Source organism: Dokdonella aquatica, assembly GCF_051987395.1.
GTDB lineage: Bacteria > Pseudomonadota > Gammaproteobacteria > Xanthomonadales > Rhodanobacteraceae > Dokdonella.
In genome coordinates this window covers 1,567,313-1,588,425 of the sequence record NZ_CP197094.1, presented here as the reverse complement: position 1 = coordinate 1,588,425, position 21,113 = coordinate 1,567,313, and the positions used below count along the sequence as shown (strand labels likewise).

The window sequence follows — 21,113 nt, the reverse complement described above, 5'->3', positions numbered from 1 at the left end:
GCGTCAGCGCTCGATCGCGTATTCGGGGGAACCCATGACCAGCCACAACGTCTCCTGCACGCGCTGGCGACGGCCGTCGGCGTTGTTCGGGAAAGACTGCGCGTAGTTCACGAGCGTCGTGAACATGTGCGGCGACATCGTGCGGTTCATGAAGAGCAGGTCGTAGCGGTCGACGAGGCGCACCGGATCGCTCGCGAACGCGAGCTCGGGCTGCAGATCGACGACGATGTCGTCGGGAGACTGGTCCGGCATGCCGCGCCATGCGTAGAAGATCTTGTAGGCGAGACCCATCGTCGCGCTCGCGATCGTCGTGTCGGTGGTGATCTGGAACTCGGGGCCATCGAGGCCGAGTACCGTGAGCTCACCGGGCGGGCGGTAATCGGGCAGGAAGAAATTGAACACGGTCGGCGAGCGCAACGCGGCCTGGCCGAGGTAGTACTCGGGATTCCACTCGCGGTAACGGCCATCGTCCGCGCGCCCGTCCAGCGCGCGCCAGAGATGGCTCAGCCGCAGCAGCGGCTCGCGCAGCTTGCCGCGGTTGCTGGCGAGGCTCGGCAGCGTGCGCGCCTCGCTGTCCATGAGCACCGCACGCACGGTCGCACCGAGGTCGCCGCGCACGCCGGTGCCGTTGTTGGCGAACACGGCGGCGACGCGCCCGACGTAGGCCGGACTCGGGTTGCTGCTGACCAGCCGCCGGATCAGGTGCTTCGCGATGAACGGCGCGACGTTCGGATGGTTGAACAGGTTGTCGAGCGCCGCCTGCAGGTTCGACTGCGCGGTGCCGCCCGCGGGCAGCACGCCGCCCGGCAGCGTGACGCCGGGGTAGACGAGCAGCTGCTTGGTGCCCGCGCTCGCGTGGTAGGTCTGCCATGGCGCCATCGGCTGCAACCAGTAGGCATCCCATCCCGGATTCGGCCAGTCGACCGGACCCGATGGGCACCAGTCCCAGCGCCACGACTGGCCGCTGTCGGTGCCGGGACAGTTGGCCCAGTTCCAGCCCGTGAACACGTGCGCGAAGCCGCGGATCGTGTCCTGATCGTAGGTCGGCACGGGCTGCCCGCCCGACATGACGACCGTGCCGTCCATGTTGAGCCGCACGAGGCCGACCGAGAACAGCTGCATGATCTCGCGCGCGTAGTTCTCGTCCGGCCGGATGCCGGTCGCCTCGTCCGGCTTGCGGTTCTTGAACATCGACAGGTAGTGGCCCATGACCGGGCTCAACGTGACCTTCCCGAGCAGGTCGCGGTAGTTGCCGAACGCGCCGTCGACGAGCAGGTCGTAATAGTTCGCCATCGCGATCGGGTAACCCTCGATCGCACCGCCCTGGTCGGACACAACGAGCAACTCGCTCAGCGCGAACGCGACGCGCTGGCGCAGCTGGTCCGGCGCACGCACGCTGTGCAGCCACCAGGCCTCCTGGCGGCTGTTCTGGTAGATGTCGAGGCCCGCGGCCGCCTGTGACTCGAGGTACGGTCGATGACGGCTCGGCGCGACCGCGGACTGGCTCGCGAACCACGCGTTGTAACCGGTCTGGCGCAGCGCGCGGATCGTCGCGATCGACGGGCCGAACGTGGCCTGGGTGAGGAAGCGTGCCGCCGCAGCATCCGAATGCGGACCTTCGGTGCGGTCGTCGAAACCGCCGTCGAACACCCAGTCGCCGGCCGACGCGAACGGCACGGACACCAGCGACGCCACGACGAGCGCGGCGCGCAACACGGTCTTCATCGGACGTTCCCTCTTTGACCGGCTGGCGGTGTGCGGCGGACAATAATCCGGCCACGGCACGGCCATTGTGAGGGCCATCACACGCATGACCCGATCTGCCGCCGTACTCGCCGCCAGCCTCGTCGCGTTGCTGGTGCCGTCACGTTCCGAGGCGCTCAACGGCTGCCTCGACGCCGATTTCCTCGACCGCACCGGGCGCGCCGAGCTCGTCGTGGCCAACGACGATCCGACCAACATGTTCCGCTACCGGCCACGCTGCGCGACGGTAAGCGAGGGCACGCGCATCGTGTTCCGCGCGGTGCCCACGTTCGGCAATCATCCGCTCTACGGCGGCCTCGTCGCCGGCGGCACGGCGACCATCGATCCCGCGAGCCCGATCGGCTCGATCACCAACGGCACGGAAACCGTGCGCACGCTCGTCGACGCGGGCGAGTTCCCGTACTTCTGCGACTTCCACTACAGCCAGGGCATGACCGGCTCGCTGCGCGTCGTGCCGACCCTGTTCGGCAACGGCTTCGACTGATCGCGCGCGCCGGCGCCGGCGCGCGCGAACGCCGCATCAGGCGACCAGCGCGGGGTAGTCCGTGTAGCCCTTCGGGCCCGGTGCGTAGAACGTCGACGGATCGGCCGCATTGAGCGCCGCCTCGCGCGCGAAGCGCGTAGGCAGGTCGGGGTTCGAGATCGCGAGCGTGCCGTAGACGATCGCGTCGGCGCGGCCCTCGGCCACCGCGGCTTCGCCGGCGGCCTGGTCGAAGCCGCCGTTGAGCAGCAGCGTGCCGCGGAAGTGCTCACGCGCGATGCGTGCGAGCTCGATCTCCTCGGGGCGGTCGTGCTGGTCGTGGCGGATCTCGAGGAACGCGAGGCCGCGTGACGAGGACTGCTCGGCGACGTAACGCACGAGCGCGCGCGGATCGCTGTCGACCATGTCGTTGTACGGCACCAGCGGCGAGATGCGCAGCGCGACGCGGCCCGCACCGAACACCTCGATCGCCGCATCGACGATCTCGAACAGCAGGCGCGCACGGTTCTCGAGCGAGCCTCCGTAGGCGTCGTCGCGATCGTTGAGGCCGTCGCGCAGGAACTGGTCGATCAGGTAGCCGTGCGCACCGTGGATCTGCACGCCGTCGAAACCGGCGGCCTTGGCGCGACGCGCGGCCTGGCGGAACAGGTCGACGATGCCGGGCAGCTCGTCGGTGCGCAGGCGCCGCGGCGCCTCGTAGGTCGCCGGTCCTTCGAGCGTGCGCGTCGACGAGCCGACGATCGGCCGGTCGCTCGACGAGATCGGCTGCACGCCGTTGATGCCCGAGTGCGCGGCACGACCCGGATGCCAGATCTGCATCATCGCGAGGCCGCCGCGCGCGTGCACCGCATCGGTCACGGCCTTCCAGCCTTCCGCGGTCGCGTCGTCGAAGATGCCGCCTTCGGCGATGAAGGCGCTCGCGTCGGCGGCGACCATCGTGCACTCGGTGATGACGAGGCCGAAACCCGCGCGCTGCGCGTAGTACTCGGCCATGAGCGCGTTCGGCACGTGGGTGGTACCGGCACGCGTGCGCGTGAGCGGCGACATGACGACGCGGTTGGCGAGCGCGAGGTCGCCGGCGGCGACGGGCGTGAGCAGCGGAGAGGTCATCGGAAACGTCCTGGATCGTGGGAGGGATCGACGTCGAACACGACGCGAAGCCGTCGACGTGCGCACGCCTGCGCGGATATCAAGGCTTGGCCGCGCACGCGGCAGTTTTCGTGGAGATCGCTGCACGTTCGATCCGTGCCGTCGGCATATCGTTATGCTGCGCGGCCGGGGTCGCGGGGCCTCGTCGGGGACATCGCGATGAAAGACCTGACCCAGGGTTCGGTGCCGCGCCACCTGGTCGGCATGGCCGTGCCGATGGCGATCGGCATGCTCGTGCAGACGCTGTACTTCCTCGTCGACCTCTACTTCGTCGCCCAGCTCGGCGACGCCGCGATCGCCGGCGTGAGCCTCGGCGGCACGGTCATGTTCGTCGTGCTCGGCCTGACCCAGATGCTCGGCGTCGGCACGGTCGCGCTGATCTCGCACGCGGTCGGCCGCAAGGACCACGCCGACGCGAACCTCGTGTTCAACCAGTCGCTCGTACTGTCGGGCGTGTGCGCGGTCGTGTCGCTCGCGCTCGGCTACGGCCTCGGCGGCGTCTACCTGCGCGCGATCGGTTCCGACGCGGCGACGATCGAGGCGGGCATCGCCTACCTGTGGTGGTACCTGCCCGGCCTCGCACTGCAGTTCGCGCTCGTCGCGATGGGCTCGGCACTGCGCGGCACCGGCATCGTCAAGCCGACGATGGTCGTGCAGATCGTCACGCTCGTGCTCAACATCGTGCTCGCACCCGTGCTCATCGCGGGCTGGGGCACGGGCCACGCGCTCGGCGTCGCCGGCGCCGGACTCGCCAGCACCTTGTCGATCGTCGCCGGCGTCGTGCTCATGGCCGTGTATTTCACGCGCATGGAGAAGTACGTCGGCTTCGATGCCACCCAATGGCGACCGCGCTTCGACACGTGGAAGCGCATGTTCTCGATCGGCCTGCCGGCCGGCGGCGAGTTCGCGCTCATGTTCGTGTTCATGGCGCTGATCTACTTCCTGATCCGCGACTTCGGCACGGCCGCCCAGGCCGGTTTCGGCATCGGTGGTCGCGTCATGCAGTCGATCTTCCTGCCCGCGATGGCGATCGCGTTCTCGGTGCCCGCCGTGGCCGGCCAGAATGCCGGCGCGGGCCTGGCCGACCGCGTGCGCGAGACGTTCCGCTCGGCCGTGCTCATGAGCGCGGTGGTCATGTTCGCGCTGACGCTGCTGTGCCAGTGGCAGCCGCACGCGCTGATCGGTCTGCTCAGCCACGAGCCCGAGGTCATCGAGGTCGGCGGACGCTTCCTGCAGATCATCTCGTGGAACTTCGTCGCGCAAGGCATCATCTTCACGTGCTCGGGCATGTTCCAGGCCATGCGCAACACCTGGCCCGCGCTGCTGAGCACCTCGCTGCGCCTCGTCTCGTTCGCGATCCCCGCGTTGTACCTGTCGCACCAGCCCGGCTTCCGCATCGAGCACGTCTGGTACTGCTCGGTCGCGACCGTCGCGCTGCAGGCCGTGCTGAGCTTCGTGCTGGTTCAGCGGGAGATGGCCAAGCGGTTGGGAGTTGCTGCCGTTCCACGCTGATGGCGCATGAGTGATCGACGGGTGCTCCTTCTGCAGGGCGACAAAGGTGCAACTGCGATCCGCTCCAGGATCAACGTCATCCCGGCGGAAGCCGGAGGAGCTTCACAACAGCGCGTAGCGCTGGTCATCCCCTCAAGCGCCCGTATGAAGTGCGGCTCGCAGCATGCGAGAAGGACGTCTTCGAAGGATCGAAACTTCGTCTTCAGGCGCAGGACCTAAGGGGATCCCGGCTTCCGCCGGGATGACGTTGCCATCGTGTTTCCGCACGCCTCACGCTGAGGCCCCCAACACCACTGGAATCACTCCGTACGCGCTCTCGACGTCATACGCGTAAGCATCGTCGTGAAGATGAAGCAAGGCTGCGATCGCTCTTCGCCGACGCTCTGCCGATGCACGCGGATGTGCTCTCCACCACCGATTGAGCCGCACAGCCCGGCCTAGACTCGCGTCATGCAGCCTAGGCACCGCCTCATGCGCAACCCCAGCATCATCGCGAGCCTGGTCCTTGCGACCAGCGCACCGGCCACCCACGCCGCGATCCTCGACGTCGGTCCCGGTCATCCCTACGGGACGCCGTGCGCGGCGATCGCCGCCTCGAACGACGGCGACACGATCCGCATCGATGCGGCCGGGCAGTACGCCGGCAACGTCTGCGCGTGGTCGCGCAACGGGCTCACGATCCTCGGCGTCAACGGACGCCCGCGCATCGACGCGGCCGGGCAGGCCGCGCAGGGCAAGGCGATCTGGGTCATCGTCGGCCAAGGCACGACGATCGACAACGTCGAGCTCAGCGGCGCAGCCGTGCCCGATCGCAACGGCGCGGGCATCCGCCAGGAAGGCCGCGACCTCACCGTGCGCAACAGCTGGTTCCACGACAACGAGAACGGCATCCTCGCCAACGACGTCGCGGGCAGCACGATCGTCATCGAGAACAGCGTCTTCGAACGCAACGGCGACGGCCTCGGCCAGGCCCACAACGTCTATATCGGCCGCATCGACACGCTCGTGTTCCGCCACAACTGGTCGCGCCTCGCGAACGTGGGTCACCTGCTCAAGTCACGCGCCCGCGTGAACCACATCGTGTCCAACCGCCTCACCGGCGAGACCGGCGGCACCGCGAGCTACGAGATCAACATCGCCAACGGCGGCCTCGCGTTCGTGATCGGCAACCTGATCGAGCAGCCACCGACCACCGAGAACGGCGCGATGCTCGACTACCTCAGCGAAAGCAATCCGCATCCCGACAACCGCCTGTTCGTGGTCAACAACACGTTCGTCAACAACCGCGGCAGCGGCACGTTCGTGCAGATCGGCGCGAGCGCGAGCCCTGCCCTGCTGCGCAACAACCTGTTCGTCGGCGGCGGCAATGTCACCACGCAGGCCACCGCCGTGCGCGACCACAACCTCGCCGCTCCGAGCGTCGCCTTCGTCGACGCCGCGCAGTACGACTACCGCCTCGTCGCGGGTTCGGCCGCGATCGACGTCGGCACCGACCCGGGGACGGGCGCCGGCCAGCCGCTCGTGCCGACCTCGGCCTACGTGCATCCCGCATCCGGGATGCCGCGCACGACGAACGGCATCATCGATGTGGGTGCGTACGAGTTCGGTGACGGTCCGCTGTTCGCCGACGGCTTCGACGGCGTGCCGTGACGCCGCGCGACCTCGCCCGAATCAGCGCGCGAGGTATTTTGCTATCAACGTGAGCTGCAAGGTCCAGCCGCCCTCGTTGGCCTGGTACGCCTCGTCGCGACGCGACTCGGGCAGGGCGTCGTAGCCGGACTCCGTGATCACGAGACGCGTGCCGGCTTCGACCTCCTCGAGTTCGAACGCCACCGTGGTCATCGGTTCGCTGCCATAGTCGGTCGTCTTGTCGACCGCGTACGGATGCCAGCGGAACACGAGCGCGTGCGGCGGCTCGACACGCTCGACGTCGATGACGAACGCCATGCCCGCATATGGCGCCTGCATCGCGGCGATCGCGTCGTCGACCTGGGTCGGCACGATGCGACCCTCGAGGCGTCGGGCCGGAACGAAGGCGTCGTCGTCGAACGCGACACCGAACCACGTGCCGAAGGCGGCCGGCGTGCCGATCGCATGCCATGCACGTTCGCGCGTGGTGTCGAGGATCGTGGTCTTGACGATGCGATCGGTGTCCATGGCGGTCGTCCTTTCCGGAATTCGATGAAGCCTATCAAAGGCGCCCATGGCATTCCGGGCCGCGTCGACCTAGGCTTCGATCCATGAACGACATCACCGCCATCCATCCGCGGGGCGCGGCCGCCGTCGCGGCGCGACTCGCGTTCCTCGCCGAGATCGACCAGCTCAAGCGTGTCGATCGCCAGTCGCTGATCACCGGACGTTCGCGCCGCGAGAACTCCGCCGAGCATTCGTGGCACCTCGCGCTGTTCGCGCTCGTGTTCGCCGACGACATGCCCGGCGTCGACGTGCTCACCGTCGTGCGCATGCTGCTGATCCACGACATCGTCGAGATCGACGTCGGCGATGCACCGATCCACGCCTCGGCCGTCGACCGCGCCGACATCGCGCAGCGCGAGCGCGCGGCGGCGCGGCGCATCTTCGGCATGCTGCCGGGCGGACAAGGCGCGGCCTTCGAGGCCTTGTGGACCGAGTTCGAAGCCGGCGAGACGGCCAACGCGCGCATGGCCAAGGCGCTCGACCGCCTGCAACCGCTGCTGCTCAACACGCTGACCGACGGCGGCACCTGGACCGAGAGCGGCGTCACCGAGGAGCAGGTCCATGCGCGCTACGGCCCCGTGATCGAAGCCGGCTCGCCTGCGCTGTGGGCGGCCGCCAAGGATCGCGTGCGTGCCCACTTCGCCAGGCACCCGCGCGACGACGTCTGACACGACCTCGCCGTGGGGATCGTTCGGCCCGGACATCGCCGATGGTTTGCGATGTCGGGATGCGGGACGGGCGTTTACCTGTCGGCAAGTCTTTCGGCGTCCAGGGCGGCCGGATCTGTCACCTTCATGAACCACGGTCGTGAGCGTCGTCACATGATCTGATCCGCTCACGGTGCGTTGGCAAAGTGTGTGCGACACCTCGTTCATCCAGGCCTCTGCGCCAACGGCGAGCACACCATGACGACTACGACCGCACGTCCCGCCCTTCTCGAGCGCGGCGTTCCCATCACGCGCTGTGGTGACGTATCCGGGGGGCATTGGGAAGCGATCGCGTACATCGAGGCGGACGGCCGCCTGTCGGCGACACATCTGCACGCATGGCACGGATTCGCGACATCGCCGTATCGCCTCGAGCCCGGACGTGCCTCGTACGACAGCGAGCTCGCGCTGGAATCTGCCATGTCGGCGATCACGACGCGCTTCTTCCTCAGGCTCTCGTCGAGAACGAGGAGCCACCACGGCTCCACGCATCAGGAGCGTCACCATGCAATCGAGGATCACGGTCATCACGCCCGGCGTTGCTGATCTCAACGCATGGTTGTGCTTCTACCGCGGCCGACTCGGTTTCGCGACACCGGGCGGCCACGACGTCGTATCGCGTGACGAGGCGGGATGCGACGCGCCATGGGTGCTCAGGCGCGACGATCCAGTACCGGCCAACGGACGAAAGCGAACACCCAGATCATCACGAGGTTGACGATCGGGATGAGCAGGAGCAGCGAGAGTGCTCCGGGAAAGCCCGCCCTCGAGACGATGCGCCAGGCCGGCACGATGAAGATCGCGGCCCAGAGAAGGACGATGAACCAGTGTGCGATGCTGAAGGAACCCATGGTGTCTTCCTGTCGTGATGGATGTCCGGCGTTGGCGGTCCTGACGCGGGTCCGCCACTTCGCTAGAGGCCGGGCTGCAGCGTGGTCGTGCAGTCGGTATCGTCGACCAGCATGCCGAAATGATCGCCGATCGCGAGGCTGCGTCCCCGAAAGTGCACGGCCCATACGCATAACGCACCGCTGCATCCGTGATTCACCTCCGGCGGCGCGTAGGACGTGACGTCGATGCCAAGACGACGAGCATCCGACATGGCGATCGCGATCGCTTGCCCTGGGCTCATGCACGGAGCATCAGGACGTGAAATGCATGAGCTTGTTTCACCCGGCAAAGGGCATGCGTGCCAGTCGCCATTGCCGGACGTCGCTCCGAGCGCATAGGCCACGAGTGCCACGACCTTCAGCATGGATGCGAGCTCGACGCCTGATGAATCGACCGATCGTAACGGCGACTCCAACGCGCTTTCGATACGGTCGACGATGACCCATATGTGCCCTCCATCGAGCGCGGATGCCCCGCATGCCACAGAAGGACTACGCCCGGCGAAACATCTGCCGGTGCACCTCTCCGCAGACATCGCACCGACTGAACGTAGCGGCTGTATCCAGCATCTGCTTGATCGACGTGGGAGACGCGAAAGCAGGGATTGCCGGGCACGAGATCGACGGCGCTCGTCACGCCATCACCGCAAGGTCCGGTGGTGATGACGAAGGACCGGCTTCGTGCCGCCAGAAGCGGCTCACGGCGATCACCAGCCCAAGCTCGCGGCCGACGTCCGCGGCGTGATCGCATACCCGATGCTGAAGATCGAACACGAACGGTTGCTCGAGGAAGCAGGACTCCCCGAAGAAGGATTCCAGATGACCCGGATCATTCAAACCGTTCGCGATGCTCCGCTCGCTCGCGAGCGTCGCCGCATCGACCGATCCGCGATCGAGGAAACGCGGGTTCATCGCGACGACATGCCGGGCGAGCGCTTCACCGAGGTCGGCGAGTTCAGGGCGATCCGAGGCCTCGTCATCAGAGCACATGAACTCGACCATGCCGACGACGCGTGCGCGGTGCGTGTAGGTTGAAAGCCTTGGCGACGCCATCGTGTTGATCCCTCCCGTGCATGTACTCCAGATCGCAGCTTCGCGTGGTGGAATGCGTGTGCCTGCGTGCTCACCGTTCGGGACCGCGATGTCTCCACGACGTCAGCCCGCGGCTCGCGCGGCACCGCGCCCCGCTGCACCAGAGGGTCGTGCAACGCGTGGACTCGCTGCCCAAAGCCAACCCGGAGAAGGCTTACCCCTCACTGCGCAGCCTCGCGCGTGAACCAGATTTTTGCTTCGTCGCTGCCGAGCCACGTCGCCGACCACGCACCGACAGCGAGCACCACGAGGGATGCCCCGATCGCGAACACGATTTCGCGCTCCGGCCCCACGCTCACCAGAGTGGCGATCCAGAAGATCCCGCTCAATGTCGCGAAGGCGGCCGACACGCCCATGATCACCCTTGCGACCACCCGCATCACACGCCAACGCATGAACACGCCGACGGCAACGCTCAGCATCACGGCCACGTTGACGGCGATCCACGCGAAGGACTCGCCGGAAGGATCGAGCAAGGGCGCAAGCGCGAACACCGCGAAGCTGGCGGCGACCCACCGGGCCTTCATTTCTGCCGGCAATGCCCTAACGCTCATCGACACAGTCTCGCGTCAGGAACGGCTCGCTTGCCGCCCACGACTCAACGTCCACGCTCATTCCCCGGCAGCGAGAACGCGATAACGACATTGTCAGGTACCTGCTTGAACCGCTTCGCGACCGAACGCCGGCTCACTTCGGCGAGCTCGTCGATCGCTAAGCCGGCCGGAATATCATCGAAATTGATCGTCACGCTGGTGAGGGATCCATTCGACCAGCGGAATCCGACGTACGGTTCATGACCGACGTGCTGCCCGATGTCTGCGGCCACATCCCTGGCGTGCTCGAATCCTTGCGTTGCAGTGTCGAAGAAGTTGCACCCCGACAGGCCGACCGTCGCGGCCAGTCCCATAGCCCAAGCACGCATCCTGTTGTTCCCTGCCGATCCGGTTCCGGATCACGGAACCGTTGTAGCGAGCCGCTCGATGCATGGCAAGTCGAGCCGTTGCCGCATCATGCTGCGCGCACCCGCTTTGAACTGCCGTGGACAGGGTCGAGCTTCGGCACGCGACGTTCAAGGCGTGGGGCGTGCCCCGAGGCCGCGCGTATACACGTCGGGCTGGTCCGAGCCACTGATGATGTCCGTCATGCCACGCGCGAGTTCGGCAGCCTTGTCTGGCGTCGGCGCATGACGGATCGCCAGAGTGGCCGAGACCTCGGCATCCTCCTGTCGCCCCAAGGCAAACAGCGCGCGGGCTTCGCTGAAGCGCGCCAGCCAATCATGCGGCGCATGGATGACGGATGGCGTGATGACCTCGAGCGCCCGATCGTACTGCTTCAGTCCGAACATATGCTCGGCGAGAAAGTGGCGTGCGACGATGACGGCGCGCGAGCTTTCGTGATCCCCCTGCTTCAGGTGACATACGATCGCTAGCTCCATCTGTTCGGTCGCCTCGCTCCGGCGACCGAGCACGTTGAGAACGGCGGCGTACTCGGCGTGATAGTCCGACAACGCGCCGTGATTCGGGTCCGCGAGCGCCAGGGCTTGCTCGTACAGAACAGCCGACTGCTCATGCAGGCCGGCTGTCCAGCTCTCGAATCCCTGCCTCGCGAGCTTCCTGGCTCTGGCTGTGTCGGTCATGCGGAGATTCCCCGTTCGGTCCATCCGGTCCGCGCGTTCTTGCATCAATGCCGCGTCACCACGATCGGTTCGCGCTTCGTGATGATCATCGTGTGCTCGTACTGCGCCGACAGGTTGCCGCGCGCGCCGACGAGGGTCCAGCCGTCCGACGTTTCGGTCACGATGCGGCTTCGCGTGGAGAGGAACGGCTCGATCGTGATGACCATGCCTTCGGCCAGCACGCGGGTGTCGTCGGGATCATGGTAGCCCGGGATGTGTTCGGGCTCCTCGTGCAGCGAACGCCCGACGCCATGGCTGGCAAGGTTCTCGATGACCCGGAAGCCGTACGTCTTCGCGGTACGTTCGATCGCGGCGCCGATCACGTTGAGCCGACGGCCCGCACGCGCTTCGCGCATCGCCGTCTCGAGCGCGAGGCGCGTGGCGTGGCACAGGCGCGTCTTCAGCGCGTTGGTCGGCGGCACGACGCGCGTGCCGCCCGTGTCGGCGAAGTAGCCGTCGAGTTCGGCCGAGACGTCGACGTTGAGCACGTCGCCTGGTTGGATCACGCGGTCACCAGGGATGCCGTGCGCGGCTTCCTCGTTGACGCTGATGCAGGTCGAACCGGGGAAGTCGTAGGCGAGCATCGGCGCCGAGCGCGCGCCATGGTGTTCGAGCAGCCGCGCGCCGATCGCATCGAGTTCGCGCGTGGTCATGCCGGGCTCGGCGGCATCGAGCATCTCGTGCAGCACGAGCGACACGATCCTGCCGATGCGCTGGAGCGCGGCGACGTCGGCTTCGTTCTCGATGGTCATGGTGTCGTTCCTCGCGTGGTGTGCGGTGATGCGGCGACGGCTGCACCAGTCGCCGGCATCGCGTCGATCATGGCGCGCACGAGACCCGAACCGAGGCTCGCATCATGCGGTCGGGCCATGCCATCAGGCCGCGGCTTCCGACGAGGGAAGCTCGACCACTTCCATGCCCTTGATCCGCCCCTCCGCGATCGTGAAGCGGTGGCCGACGTGCATGTCGGCGAGCAGCGCGCCCTGCAGATCGCGCACGATCTGGTGCACGTCGACGAGGACGGTCGAGGCATCGAGCAGGTCGAACGCGGTCGGCTCCACATTCGGATCGATCTCGCCCCACTGCTCGGTCCAGTAGGCGCGGATCTCCTCGGCGCCCTGGACGAAACCGCCCTTGAACGCCTTGGGCCACGTGACGTCGGCGGTCATGAGGGCGACGGCCGCGGCGATGTCGCGCGCGTTGAAGGCAGCGTAGGCGGCGCGCAGCAGCTCGATGTCGTGATCGGAGGGCATGGTCATGGTCGTGGCCGGGGAAGTATGACAATGATGAAAGGAGCCGCGTCGCGATGACGCATCGCGAGTCTATGTCGGGACGGACAGTCCTGACCGCATGCGGCCCCTTCGTCACGACATCCGGTCCTTCAGGCGAGTCCGAACGTTCAGCACGGCATCCTATGTACCGTCGCGCTGCAAGGCCGACCAGAGCGCTTCGATGATCACCATCGAGGCATCGTCCGGATGACAGGGCTTTCCGCATGCGGATGCGATGAGCACGCGATTGCCTCGCCACAGGCCGTAGTGGTTGCGAATGCCGGTACCCAGGCCGTGATGGAAGCGGATCAGGTCGTCCTTGGGAGTGTCACGGAGCTTCTTCTTGTTCTCCGCGGACAACGTGGACAGCAGGTCCGCAACCGTCGCCTCGACCGTCGTCGGCCACGTGTCGGGTCCCGGTGGCAAGTCGTCGTTCGCCCGGGTCATCGAGGCCATCAGGAGTACCGCCAGAGCCATCGCGATGCGCTTCATCGATCCATGTCTCCCGTCATGCTTCATTCGACGCGATGGAGCGGAACGATCAGAGAAACCCCGGATCGCTTGGCCGGGATGCACGTGCCACGGCGGCGATCTCGGCCCTCGCCTGCCGCAGCCAGCCGGCGATCCCGCGCTGGAGCTTGATCGGGTGGTAGCTCAGGCCGTCGAGCGGGATCGTGATGTCGGCGCCCGTGAACAACCTCGTCATCGCGCCGTTCGTCGGTTGCGACCCACCCGGAGGCGACGCGCCCAGCCTTACGAGGATCTGGTCCCTTCCCGAATCGAACCTGACCTCCGCGATGTCGCGCCAGGGGATCACGCCGTCGCCGCTCTTCACGTCCTCGAGTCCGTGCTCGTCGATCACCACGGCGGGCGCCTTGTCCAGCAAGGCCTCGAGCGCCGACCGACCGATGGTGCCGCCGACACAGATGCTGACGAATGCCGAGCCTCCCGCGATCAGCACGACGAGGCGGTCACCTCCCGCGAAGGCGAAGTAGAGCGAATACAGCGCGACGATCGCCATGAAGGCCGCGAACGGCAACGAGAACACGAGGGTCCAGCGGCGGCGGTACAGCGCGATCGGCTTCAGGGACATGGAGGCTCACGTCGACGATACGGTGTGCACGCTTCGCAGGTCACGCCCTGCAACGGGATCGACGGCGTCTCATCCGCCCTTGTCCCTCGGCAGGGGATCGAGCGTGCCGCCGCGCGTGATGCGGGCCGTGTCGTCGAGCAGTGTGCCGAGATACGCTGCATAGCCGTCGGGATCCTTGTCCGTGGAGGCCTCGATCGCCTTCTTCACCTTGGGCATGCAGTCCTTCGCCGTCGTATTGCCGAGCAGGACATCGTAGTTGCAGCTGACGTAAACGTACTCCAGTCGCGTCGGCTCGGGAAGATCGCCCGCGAGCGCCTCGCGCATCTGTGCGAGAGCCTGCCCGCGCAGCTGGTTCGCCTTCTCGTGGTCGCCGAGATCCTGGTACCACCTCGCAAGGACCCTGACGAGCTTGTTCCTGAAATCGTCGGGCTTCTCACGCAGCACGTACACGGCTTCGAGCAGCGCGAGCTTCTGCCGGGTGTCGAGCGGACCCTGGTAGTGCTTCTCGAGATAAGCCTTGATCGCGCCCCGCTCGCCGTCCGTCAGGCCGTCGAAGTCCCGGATGAAGGCGATGAAGCCACTCTGTTCGCAGAACCAGATGCCCTGGTCCACCGTCAGCGGCCAGAACACCTGGTCGTACTTGCTCGGCCAGCCGTAGATGTAGCTGCCGTAACTCGCCGGTACGTGCACACGGCAACTGGCGTCACCTCCGAGCGGATCGGGAACCTACCTCTCCATCCAGGTCGTGGCGAGTGCGTTTCCGGTGACAAGCGCACACGACAACGCGAGAACCTTCTTCATGGGCGGGCTTCCTCGAGTGGGGCACGATGTCCGATCGGGCACGAGCTAGTGCTTTGAAACGGGAAGACACGGGCGTCGGGATCGGATCGTGACAGTCGCATGCCGGGGTTGGTCGGATTCACGCCGATCGAACACGGAGGCCATCATGCGGTGGAACGAACGGGTGAAGCATCGATCAGCGTTGCACATCGCTGGCACCGGCCGCTTCGTACGGAATCATCCTCGTCGCACGCTGTGGAAGGATCCTCGACATGCCGTACCCGACCGCTGCGTAGAGCGCCGACCTCGACAGTGACCAGGGATCGAACGATGCCGCCAGCGGAGCACCCAGCGCCAGCGCGATCCCGGCATCGGCGAGCTGAACGAGGAAGAACGCCGCAACAACATGCATCGCCTTGCCGCGGTCGGCGCCCGCAGCGAGCCTCCAATAGCAGAACACCGCAGCGATGCCGAACGCGATGCGACGGAACAACCTGTGTCGATCGACCAGTTCCCCGATCGTGGCGGCGTCGAACTCGGTATTCGCCAGAACGAATCCACTGACGACTCCGATGATCTGACTGGCGACCAGCGTCAAGGCCGACCAGACGATGACGCGCTTCCAGTCCAGGACCATCGCTACCCCTCGCACCCGCGTCATCCTTCGCTATCCTGCACGGGAACGAACTCGTTCGACTCACTGCACTCGAAGCGGCTCCCGACGACGGATCCGAGGACCGCAGTGATGCGCGGATCGACGTTGGCGATGGTGTTGATGTCGTAGAACGCCGTGTTGGCGGGATCGTCGAGGTAAGCCTGGGACTCGTCCCCGGCGAAGAAGCGCCAGCCGCTGTCCACGTCCGAGCAGGGTTCCTCTCGGTAGCAGTAGCCGACCTTCTCGCCGTCGACCAGGATGCGGTCGGTCGCAAGCGCAGCACCGTATCCGACCGCGACGGGACGGAGTCGATAGGCGGGGATGTGGAAAGTCTTGTCGGGCATGGCGTTCGACTCCGTAGCGCGATCATGCATGCCGGGAACGCCTGCATCCACCCGGGAACCGGACCCGTGAGGTTCGAGCTCCGCTTCACCGCCATGATCGATGGAATCGTGGAAGTCCTCGTCACGCCCAAGGTAGGCACGACATCAGGCGTGCCGGGCCTCTCGCACGCATCGCAACAGCCGATCGATGCACATGTCGCGTGACTCCATTCTCCGACAGGCTCGTCGACTGCGCCGCGCGGGTTGTCTCGGTCCGAAGCGAGGTGGCCTGCATGCGTGGTGGATCGACATCCATCACCAACTGCCGGTTAAACGTGGTGTCCCGCGCTCAGCCTCCGTTGTGCGTTGCAGCGGTGTAGTGGCCCTCCATTGCCCCTGCCGAGGAATCGCCATGTCCCATCCGCTGACCGTTCCGCTCGATCGTGTCGTCTCGCGTGCCTCGCGTGCGGGGCATGATCTTTCCAAGGCCGCGCATGCGGCGCACGCGATCGTTTCGCGCGATGTCGACAAGGGCTTGAAGCACGCGCGTGCGCTGTCGGGCGACCTGCTGCGCCAAGGCCGCGAAGTAAGCCGGTCGGTGCGCGGCACCGTCGGTCGTCATCCCGCGGGCGCGCTGATCGCTGTCGCCGCGGTCGGCCTCGCCGCAGGCTGGCTCGTCAAGCGCCTCATCACGGGGCGTTCGGCACCGTCGACGACGGCCACGCGCGCACCGCGTGCGAAGCCGGCGGCGCGTCCGCGCCGTCGTGCCGCGACACCGACCGCCGAGTAAGCATCCGTCGTCACGCACGACGCGGGCACGTGACGACCTTGACCGCGCCGCCCATGAGGCGGCGCGGTCGTTTCAAGCATTCTGATACGGCACGAATGCTCAGTCGAAGCTCGCGCTGAACACGGTGTCGGTGACGACTTCGCGGTAGGCGAGCACGAACGTGCCCTGCGCCGCGCCGTAAGGCCGCACACGCACGGTGCGCGTCCCGTTCGACGGCGCCGTCCACTGCAGGCGCGACTGCAGCCCGCAGTAGTCGTCGTTCGACACCCCTGCACCGACGATCTCGATGATCGTGTCGAACGTGGCCGAGCCACCGTGCGTGCTGCACGTCGACAGCTCGTAGGTGCGTCCTGCACCCGCCGGCAACGAAAACTCCCAGGTGCCCTGCGGACCGATGCGGCCCAGTGCAGCGGTGCGCCAGCCGGTGTTCGGCGCGAGCGTGGGCGCTGCGTTGCGCACGGTCACGCGACGGTCGTTGCGCGACGAGCTCGTGTTGTTGCCGGTTCGCGGATCCCCGGCGTCGAGCCACAGCGTCGGGTAGTAGACGCCGGTCGGCACGGTCGACGGGATCGTGATCGTCCCCGGGTTGAACGTGAACGTCGTGAACGGCGCCATCGTGGACGTGTAGTTCGAGGTGCGCAGCAAGCGGTAGGTGTCGGTCCAGCTGTTCCAGTTCTGGTTGAGGTAGATGTCGACCGACGGGTTGGAGAACGTCGTCGTGCCGAGGTTCTCGATCTGGAACGTGCCGAGCGACAGGGTTCCACCGTGCGTGACCGAGACCGACGCGGCCAGCGAGGCCGTGTAGGTCGCCTGGTTCGAGGTCGTCGAATCGCTGGTGCGGTACTGGCTGATCGCGACATCGAACAAGGCGCCGCTGCCGTAGCGGTTGCGGATCGCGTTGACGTCGTCGGTGCTCAGGCGCGCGAGTCGGAATGCCTTCGGCGCGTAGTTCATGACCGAGTCCCACCACACGTCCTGGTGTTCCCAAGGATGATCGAGGCCCCAGCCGTGGCCGAGCTCGTGCAGCATCGTTTGCTGGAAGCTCCAGCACGTGCTGTCCGGATTGGCGCCGGTGAAATCCTCACGCGTCCAGCAGTAAGCGGGATTGAACGCGATGTCGGCCTCGGTGATGACGTTGCTGCCGTTCCAGCGCGACCACGTCACGGCGAGCGTCGTCGCGCCCCAGCCTTCGCCGAACTGGTCGATCATGGTCTGGTTGCTCGGCCAGCCGACGAGTTCGAAGCGGCCGTTGCCCCACGACCACGTTCCGAGCTGCGAGCCACTGATGCGGAACACGTCACCCGAGTAGCTGTTCCACGCCGACATCTGGTACTGGTCGTGCGGACTCCACTCCCAGTCGTGCGGATACTCGTCGTAGACGACGGGTGCGTTGACGGTCGGGCCGTAGTGGTAGCGCGGACCGGCCCACGGCGGCGTCTCGTCGATGCCGTGGCCGTCGTGCATGGCCTCGCGCGGCGTCGACTCCGGAACCGGACCGTCAACCTGGTCGTAGGGACCGAAGCCGGGACCCGGCGCCTGCAGCGACGACGGCACATAGGCCTTCGACGGGTACACGCTCGTGTCGTCGCCACGCGACGGCACGAACAGGCGCGCCGGCGCGTGGCCGCGCTGCTGCACGAGGTGATCGACTTCGCCGAGCAGTTCGCCGGCATCGCGGCGGTCGGTGCCGGACAGCGCGCGTGCGCGGCCTTCGTCGTCGAGCGCGTAGATGCCCTGGGCACCACCGACGAACGGCGCGAACACCTCGCCGCGATCGGGACGCAGGAACACGAGGTAGCGCGCGCCGGTCTCGAGCTTCGGGTTCGAACTGAGCGCATGCGTCTCGTCGCCGATCGTGCCGCCGCCCTGCGACAGCACGAAGGTCCGGCCGGGCGCATCGGCCGCGAGAACATCGCGTTCGACGACGAAACGGTAGTCGGTGACGATGAGGTTGCCGCGCGCGTTCCAGCGCGCATGCGTGGAGACGAGCCGCGCGACGGCGACCGTATCGGCTTCGGCGACGAGATCGGTCAGCGCGCGCGGTATGTCGTGCTGGGCATGCGCGGCGAGCGGCACCATCGCGAAGCCGGCGGCGAGCGCGAGCCCGAGCACCTTCGCGGGAACGCCGCGCACGCGGCGGCGGACGGGACGCGCCGACGCGCGCCCGGAGGCTGTGTACAACGAGATCATGGCGGAATCCTTCGCAACGTCAGGGGAAGCCGGGGCGCAGGCTGCGAGCGGGCACCTCCGGCAGCATTCCCGTACGAGGCGCAGGCCGGATTCCTGACACGAACCTCCATGAACGATGGCCTTCGCGTGCATGCGCGGGCGCATGGTGCGACCGTCACGGGCGTGTCATCCTGCACGCCGACAGCCGCGCGCCGACGCGGGCGGAGCCGCCCGTCCACCGACGCGCGGTTCGTGCGTCCACCAGCAGGTGCCCGATGAGCGATCCCGTTGTGTCCACGCCATTCCGCGGCGTGTCTTTCCCCGTGCATGCGCGACGCTGGACGATCGCGCTCGGCCTCGCCGCGTGCTTCGTCGCCGGCTTCGCGTCCGCGCAACCCGCGTCACGCGACCTGCGTCCGACCGGACCGGCCACCGGGCTCGCCGACTCGGCCGCGTTGCGCGCGACCGTATTCGGCACGCCGCCGCAGGAGATGGCCGAGCAGCCCGAGCGCGTGCCGCTCGTGGAGATGGACGTCGCGATGCCGTGGGCGATGCCGGTGCCGGACGTGTTCTGGTTCAACAAGCACCTGCGCGTGTGGTTCTCGGCGCAGCCGAAGCCCGCACCGCTCGCGATCATCGTTTCGGGCACCGGCAGCGACGGCAACACGACCAACATCGGCCTGCTGCGCGGCGCGCTCTACGGTGCCGGCTACCACGTGCTGACGATGCCATCGCCGACGTTCCCGGGCTTCATCGTCTCGACCTCGCGCACCGGCGTCGCCGGCGACCTGCGCCAGGACGGCCGCGACCTCTACGACGCGATGCAGATCGTCGTGTCGCGCCTGCCGGGCAAGGTCGCGATCGAGCATGTCGACGTGATCGGCTACAGCCTCGGCGGCGCCAACGCGGCCATGGTCAAGGCGCTCGACGCGCAGGACCGCAAGCTCAACGTGCGCCGCGCGGTCATGATCAACCCGCCGGTCAGCCTGTTCGCGTCGATCGGCCGCCTCGACCGCCTGTTCGCGCAGAGCATCGGCTCGGCCGACACCGGCCTCGAGCGTCTCTACCAGCGCCTCTACGCCGAGCTCGCCAACCTCTACCGTGCTTCGGACGAGATCCAGATCGACGAGAACTTCCTGCTCGGCGCGGCGGCGACCGTGCTGCGCAGCGATGAGGAGTTCTCGGCCGCGATCGCGCTCAACTTCCGCCTCGCGCTCGCCAACATGTTCTTCGCGGGCGACCTCTACGCGAAGACCGGCGCGGTCATCGATCCGGCGAATCCGCCGCGCAAGGGTGACCCACTCGACGGCATCTCGGCGACACTGCGCGGCAAGCCGTTCGCGGCGTACTTCGACCAGGTGTTCGCACCGTACTATCTGCGCGCGCGTCCCGGCGCGACGCGCGAGTCGCTGATCGAGGACAACCGCCTCGCGATCATCGGCGACACGCTGCGCAACGATCCGGACTACTTCGTGCAGACCAACCGCGACGACCTCATCCTCGACGCCGCCGAGCTCGCCTGGCTCGAGACAACGTTCGGCACGCGCATCGCCGTCTACGACCACGGTGGCCACCTCGGCACCATCGGCGAACGACGCCAGATCGCCGACATGCTCGACATGCTCGCGGGCCGCTGGAACGGAGGTGCACGATGATCCGCCATGCCTGCGTGCTGATCGCCGCATTCGCGCTCGGGGCCTGCGCCTCGAACGGCGTGCGCGTGCGCAACCTGCCCGACGAGCGTCCTGCCGCGAGCCGGGCCGCCGCGATCGAGCGTGCCGAGGCGATCGCCGCGCGTCGCCAGGCCACGCTGCCGACACCGCCCGAGGGCGAGGCCACGCCGCCCGTGATGACGCCGGCCGATGCGCCGTCGATGCTCGTCTACGATCCGTGGGAGCGCATCAACCGCTTCACCTACCGCTTCAACGCGCGCTTCGACGAAGCGGTGTTCCTGCCGGTCGCGAACGGTTACCGGCGCCTGCCGCGTCCCGTGCGCGGCGGTGTGCACAACTTCTTCTCCAACCTCGGCGAGATCGGCAGCACGCTCAACTTCACGCTGCAGGGCCGTCCCGTGTACGGCCTGCGCAGCTTCGGCCGCTTCGCGATCAACAGCACGATCGGCATCGGCGGCCTGTTCGATGTCGCGAAGAAGATGCACCTGCCGCGCGCGCCCACCAACTTCGGCACCACGCTGTCGAAGTGGGGCATGGGTCCGGGCCCTTACGTCGTGCTGCCGCTGATCGGACCGTCGTCGCTGCGCGACAGCGTCGGCCTCGCCGGCGACTTCGGCTTCACCTACGCGATGGATCCGGGCGGCTTCTACCGCACCTCGGACAACGCGTGGATGTTCGGCGTCGCCAACTCGATCGACCTGCGCGCGAACATCGGCTTCCGCTATTACTCGACCGGCTCGCCGTTCGAGTACGAGACGATCCGCTTCCTCTACATGCAGCAGCGCCTGCTCGAGGACGACAAGCTGCACGCGAACGATCCCGAGAAACAGCGCGTGCCGGGCCTTCCGGCCGGGCAGTGACGATGCACCGTCCGCGTGCGCGGGTCGTGTCCG

Annotated in this window: 25 protein-coding genes; 8 read left to right on the top strand and 17 right to left on the bottom strand. The window is 67.2% G+C overall.

What is annotated here, in order from left to right; all coding sequences use genetic code 11:
• Positions 1–3 precede the first annotated feature (3 nt).
• A complete protein-coding gene (locus ACQQ2N_RS07170; RefSeq protein ID WP_440225016.1) occupies positions 4–1,725 on the bottom strand; it encodes a DUF1800 domain-containing protein in 1,722 nt (573 codons plus the stop codon).
• Positions 1,726–1,810: 85 nt separating this feature from the next.
• Between ACQQ2N_RS07170 and ACQQ2N_RS07165 the strand changes: the two genes are divergently transcribed.
• Positions 1,811–2,248 (top strand): cupredoxin domain-containing protein, encoded by a 438-nt coding sequence (locus ACQQ2N_RS07165; RefSeq protein WP_440225015.1) that lies wholly within the window; start codon positions 1,811–1,813, stop codon positions 2,246–2,248.
• A gap of 36 nt (positions 2,249–2,284) precedes the next feature.
• Here the strand turns inward: ACQQ2N_RS07165 and ACQQ2N_RS07160 are convergent, their stop codons facing one another.
• The gene (locus ACQQ2N_RS07160) at positions 2,285–3,355 is read right to left on the bottom strand and encodes an alkene reductase (RefSeq protein ID WP_440225014.1); all 1,071 of its coding nucleotides are present in this window, start codon (positions 3,353–3,355) and stop codon (positions 2,285–2,287) included.
• Between the two features lie 198 nt (positions 3,356–3,553).
• Here ACQQ2N_RS07160 and ACQQ2N_RS07155 point away from each other — a divergent pair, with 198 nt between their 5' ends.
• Both ACQQ2N_RS07155 and ACQQ2N_RS07150 read left to right on the top strand, forming a co-directional pair.
• Positions 3,554–4,906: an MATE family efflux transporter gene (locus tag ACQQ2N_RS07155; protein WP_440225013.1), complete on the top strand. Its 1,353-nt coding sequence runs from the start codon at positions 3,554–3,556 to the stop codon at positions 4,904–4,906.
• Positions 4,907–5,377: 471 nt separating this feature from the next.
• Complete coding sequence (locus ACQQ2N_RS07150) at positions 5,378–6,556, top strand: right-handed parallel beta-helix repeat-containing protein (RefSeq protein ID WP_440225012.1); 1,179 nt, start codon at positions 5,378–5,380, stop codon at positions 6,554–6,556.
• A gap of 21 nt (positions 6,557–6,577) precedes the next feature.
• Here ACQQ2N_RS07150 and ACQQ2N_RS07145 read toward each other — a convergent pair whose 3' ends face one another.
• Complete coding sequence (locus ACQQ2N_RS07145; protein ID WP_440225011.1) at positions 6,578–7,063, bottom strand: SRPBCC family protein; 486 nt, start codon at positions 7,061–7,063, stop codon at positions 6,578–6,580.
• An 83-nt stretch (positions 7,064–7,146) separates the two neighbouring features.
• Here ACQQ2N_RS07145 and ACQQ2N_RS07140 point away from each other — a divergent pair, with 83 nt between their 5' ends.
• Positions 7,147–7,770: an HD domain-containing protein gene (locus tag ACQQ2N_RS07140; RefSeq protein WP_440225010.1), complete on the top strand. Its 624-nt coding sequence runs from the start codon at positions 7,147–7,149 to the stop codon at positions 7,768–7,770.
• Positions 7,771–8,462: 692 nt separating this feature from the next.
• Here ACQQ2N_RS07140 and ACQQ2N_RS07135 read toward each other — a convergent pair.
• From ACQQ2N_RS07135 to ACQQ2N_RS07075, 13 genes are all read right to left on the bottom strand, one after another.
• Positions 8,463–8,660: a hypothetical protein gene (locus ACQQ2N_RS07135; RefSeq protein WP_440225009.1), complete on the bottom strand. Its 198-nt coding sequence runs from the start codon at positions 8,658–8,660 to the stop codon at positions 8,463–8,465.
• Between the two features lie 62 nt (positions 8,661–8,722).
• Complete coding sequence (locus ACQQ2N_RS07130) at positions 8,723–9,064, bottom strand: hypothetical protein (RefSeq protein WP_440225008.1); 342 nt, start codon at positions 9,062–9,064, stop codon at positions 8,723–8,725.
• Between the two features lie 268 nt (positions 9,065–9,332).
• A complete protein-coding gene (locus ACQQ2N_RS07125; RefSeq protein ID WP_440225007.1) occupies positions 9,333–9,752 on the bottom strand; it encodes a hypothetical protein in 420 nt (139 codons plus the stop codon).
• 200 nt (positions 9,753–9,952) lie between these two features.
• Complete coding sequence (locus ACQQ2N_RS07120; protein WP_440225006.1) at positions 9,953–10,345, bottom strand: hypothetical protein; 393 nt, start codon at positions 10,343–10,345, stop codon at positions 9,953–9,955.
• Between the two features lie 44 nt (positions 10,346–10,389).
• Positions 10,390–10,713: a hypothetical protein gene (locus ACQQ2N_RS07115; protein ID WP_440225005.1), complete on the bottom strand. Its 324-nt coding sequence runs from the start codon at positions 10,711–10,713 to the stop codon at positions 10,390–10,392.
• 147 nt (positions 10,714–10,860) lie between these two features.
• Positions 10,861–11,427, bottom strand: a complete 567-nt coding sequence (locus ACQQ2N_RS07110) for a hypothetical protein (RefSeq protein ID WP_440225004.1) — start codon at positions 11,425–11,427, stop codon at positions 10,861–10,863.
• 44 nt (positions 11,428–11,471) lie between these two features.
• Entirely contained in the window at positions 11,472–12,218 is a 747-nt protein-coding gene (map, locus tag ACQQ2N_RS07105) for a type I methionyl aminopeptidase (protein ID WP_440225003.1), read from the bottom strand.
• Between the two features lie 123 nt (positions 12,219–12,341).
• Positions 12,342–12,719 (bottom strand): nuclear transport factor 2 family protein, encoded by a 378-nt coding sequence (locus ACQQ2N_RS07100; protein WP_440225002.1) that lies wholly within the window; start codon positions 12,717–12,719, stop codon positions 12,342–12,344.
• 159 nt (positions 12,720–12,878) lie between these two features.
• Complete coding sequence (locus tag ACQQ2N_RS07095) at positions 12,879–13,229, bottom strand: DUF6794 domain-containing protein (protein WP_440225001.1); 351 nt, start codon at positions 13,227–13,229, stop codon at positions 12,879–12,881.
• 49 nt (positions 13,230–13,278) lie between these two features.
• Positions 13,279–13,830, bottom strand: a complete 552-nt coding sequence (locus ACQQ2N_RS07090; RefSeq protein ID WP_440225000.1) for a hypothetical protein — start codon at positions 13,828–13,830, stop codon at positions 13,279–13,281.
• Between the two features lie 69 nt (positions 13,831–13,899).
• Positions 13,900–14,520 (bottom strand): hypothetical protein, encoded by a 621-nt coding sequence (locus ACQQ2N_RS07085; RefSeq protein WP_440224999.1) that lies wholly within the window; start codon positions 14,518–14,520, stop codon positions 13,900–13,902.
• Positions 14,521–14,806: 286 nt separating this feature from the next.
• Positions 14,807–15,247, bottom strand: coding sequence for a hypothetical protein (locus tag ACQQ2N_RS07080; RefSeq protein ID WP_440224998.1), 441 nt, complete (start codon positions 15,245–15,247; stop codon positions 14,807–14,809).
• 20 nt (positions 15,248–15,267) lie between these two features.
• Entirely contained in the window at positions 15,268–15,609 is a 342-nt protein-coding gene (locus ACQQ2N_RS07075) for a DUF2185 domain-containing protein (RefSeq protein ID WP_440224997.1), read from the bottom strand.
• Positions 15,610–15,675: 66 nt separating this feature from the next.
• Here ACQQ2N_RS07075 and ACQQ2N_RS07070 point away from each other — a divergent pair, with 66 nt between their 5' ends.
• Complete coding sequence (locus ACQQ2N_RS07070) at positions 15,676–15,813, top strand: hypothetical protein (RefSeq protein WP_440224996.1); 138 nt, start codon at positions 15,676–15,678, stop codon at positions 15,811–15,813.
• A gap of 187 nt (positions 15,814–16,000) precedes the next feature.
• A complete protein-coding gene (locus ACQQ2N_RS07065) occupies positions 16,001–16,378 on the top strand; it encodes a hypothetical protein (protein WP_440224995.1) in 378 nt (125 codons plus the stop codon).
• 99 nt (positions 16,379–16,477) lie between these two features.
• Here the strand turns inward: ACQQ2N_RS07065 and ACQQ2N_RS07060 are convergent, their stop codons facing one another.
• Complete coding sequence (locus tag ACQQ2N_RS07060; protein WP_440224994.1) at positions 16,478–18,568, bottom strand: matrixin family metalloprotease; 2,091 nt, start codon at positions 18,566–18,568, stop codon at positions 16,478–16,480.
• 254 nt (positions 18,569–18,822) lie between these two features.
• On the opposite strand from ACQQ2N_RS07060, the gene ACQQ2N_RS07055 reads away from it, so the two are divergent.
• Together ACQQ2N_RS07055 and ACQQ2N_RS07050 are read left to right on the top strand one after the other, a co-directional pair.
• Positions 18,823–20,202 carry a hypothetical protein gene (locus ACQQ2N_RS07055; RefSeq protein ID WP_440224993.1) on the top strand — a complete coding sequence of 460 codons (1,380 nt, stop codon included), beginning with the start codon at positions 18,823–18,825 and terminating at the stop codon, positions 20,200–20,202.
• Positions 20,199–21,080 (top strand): MlaA family lipoprotein, encoded by an 882-nt coding sequence (locus tag ACQQ2N_RS07050; protein WP_440224992.1) that lies wholly within the window; start codon positions 20,199–20,201, stop codon positions 21,078–21,080. The genes ACQQ2N_RS07055 and ACQQ2N_RS07050 overlap by 4 nt, the downstream gene beginning before the upstream one ends.
• Positions 21,081–21,113: the final 33 nt, after the last annotated feature.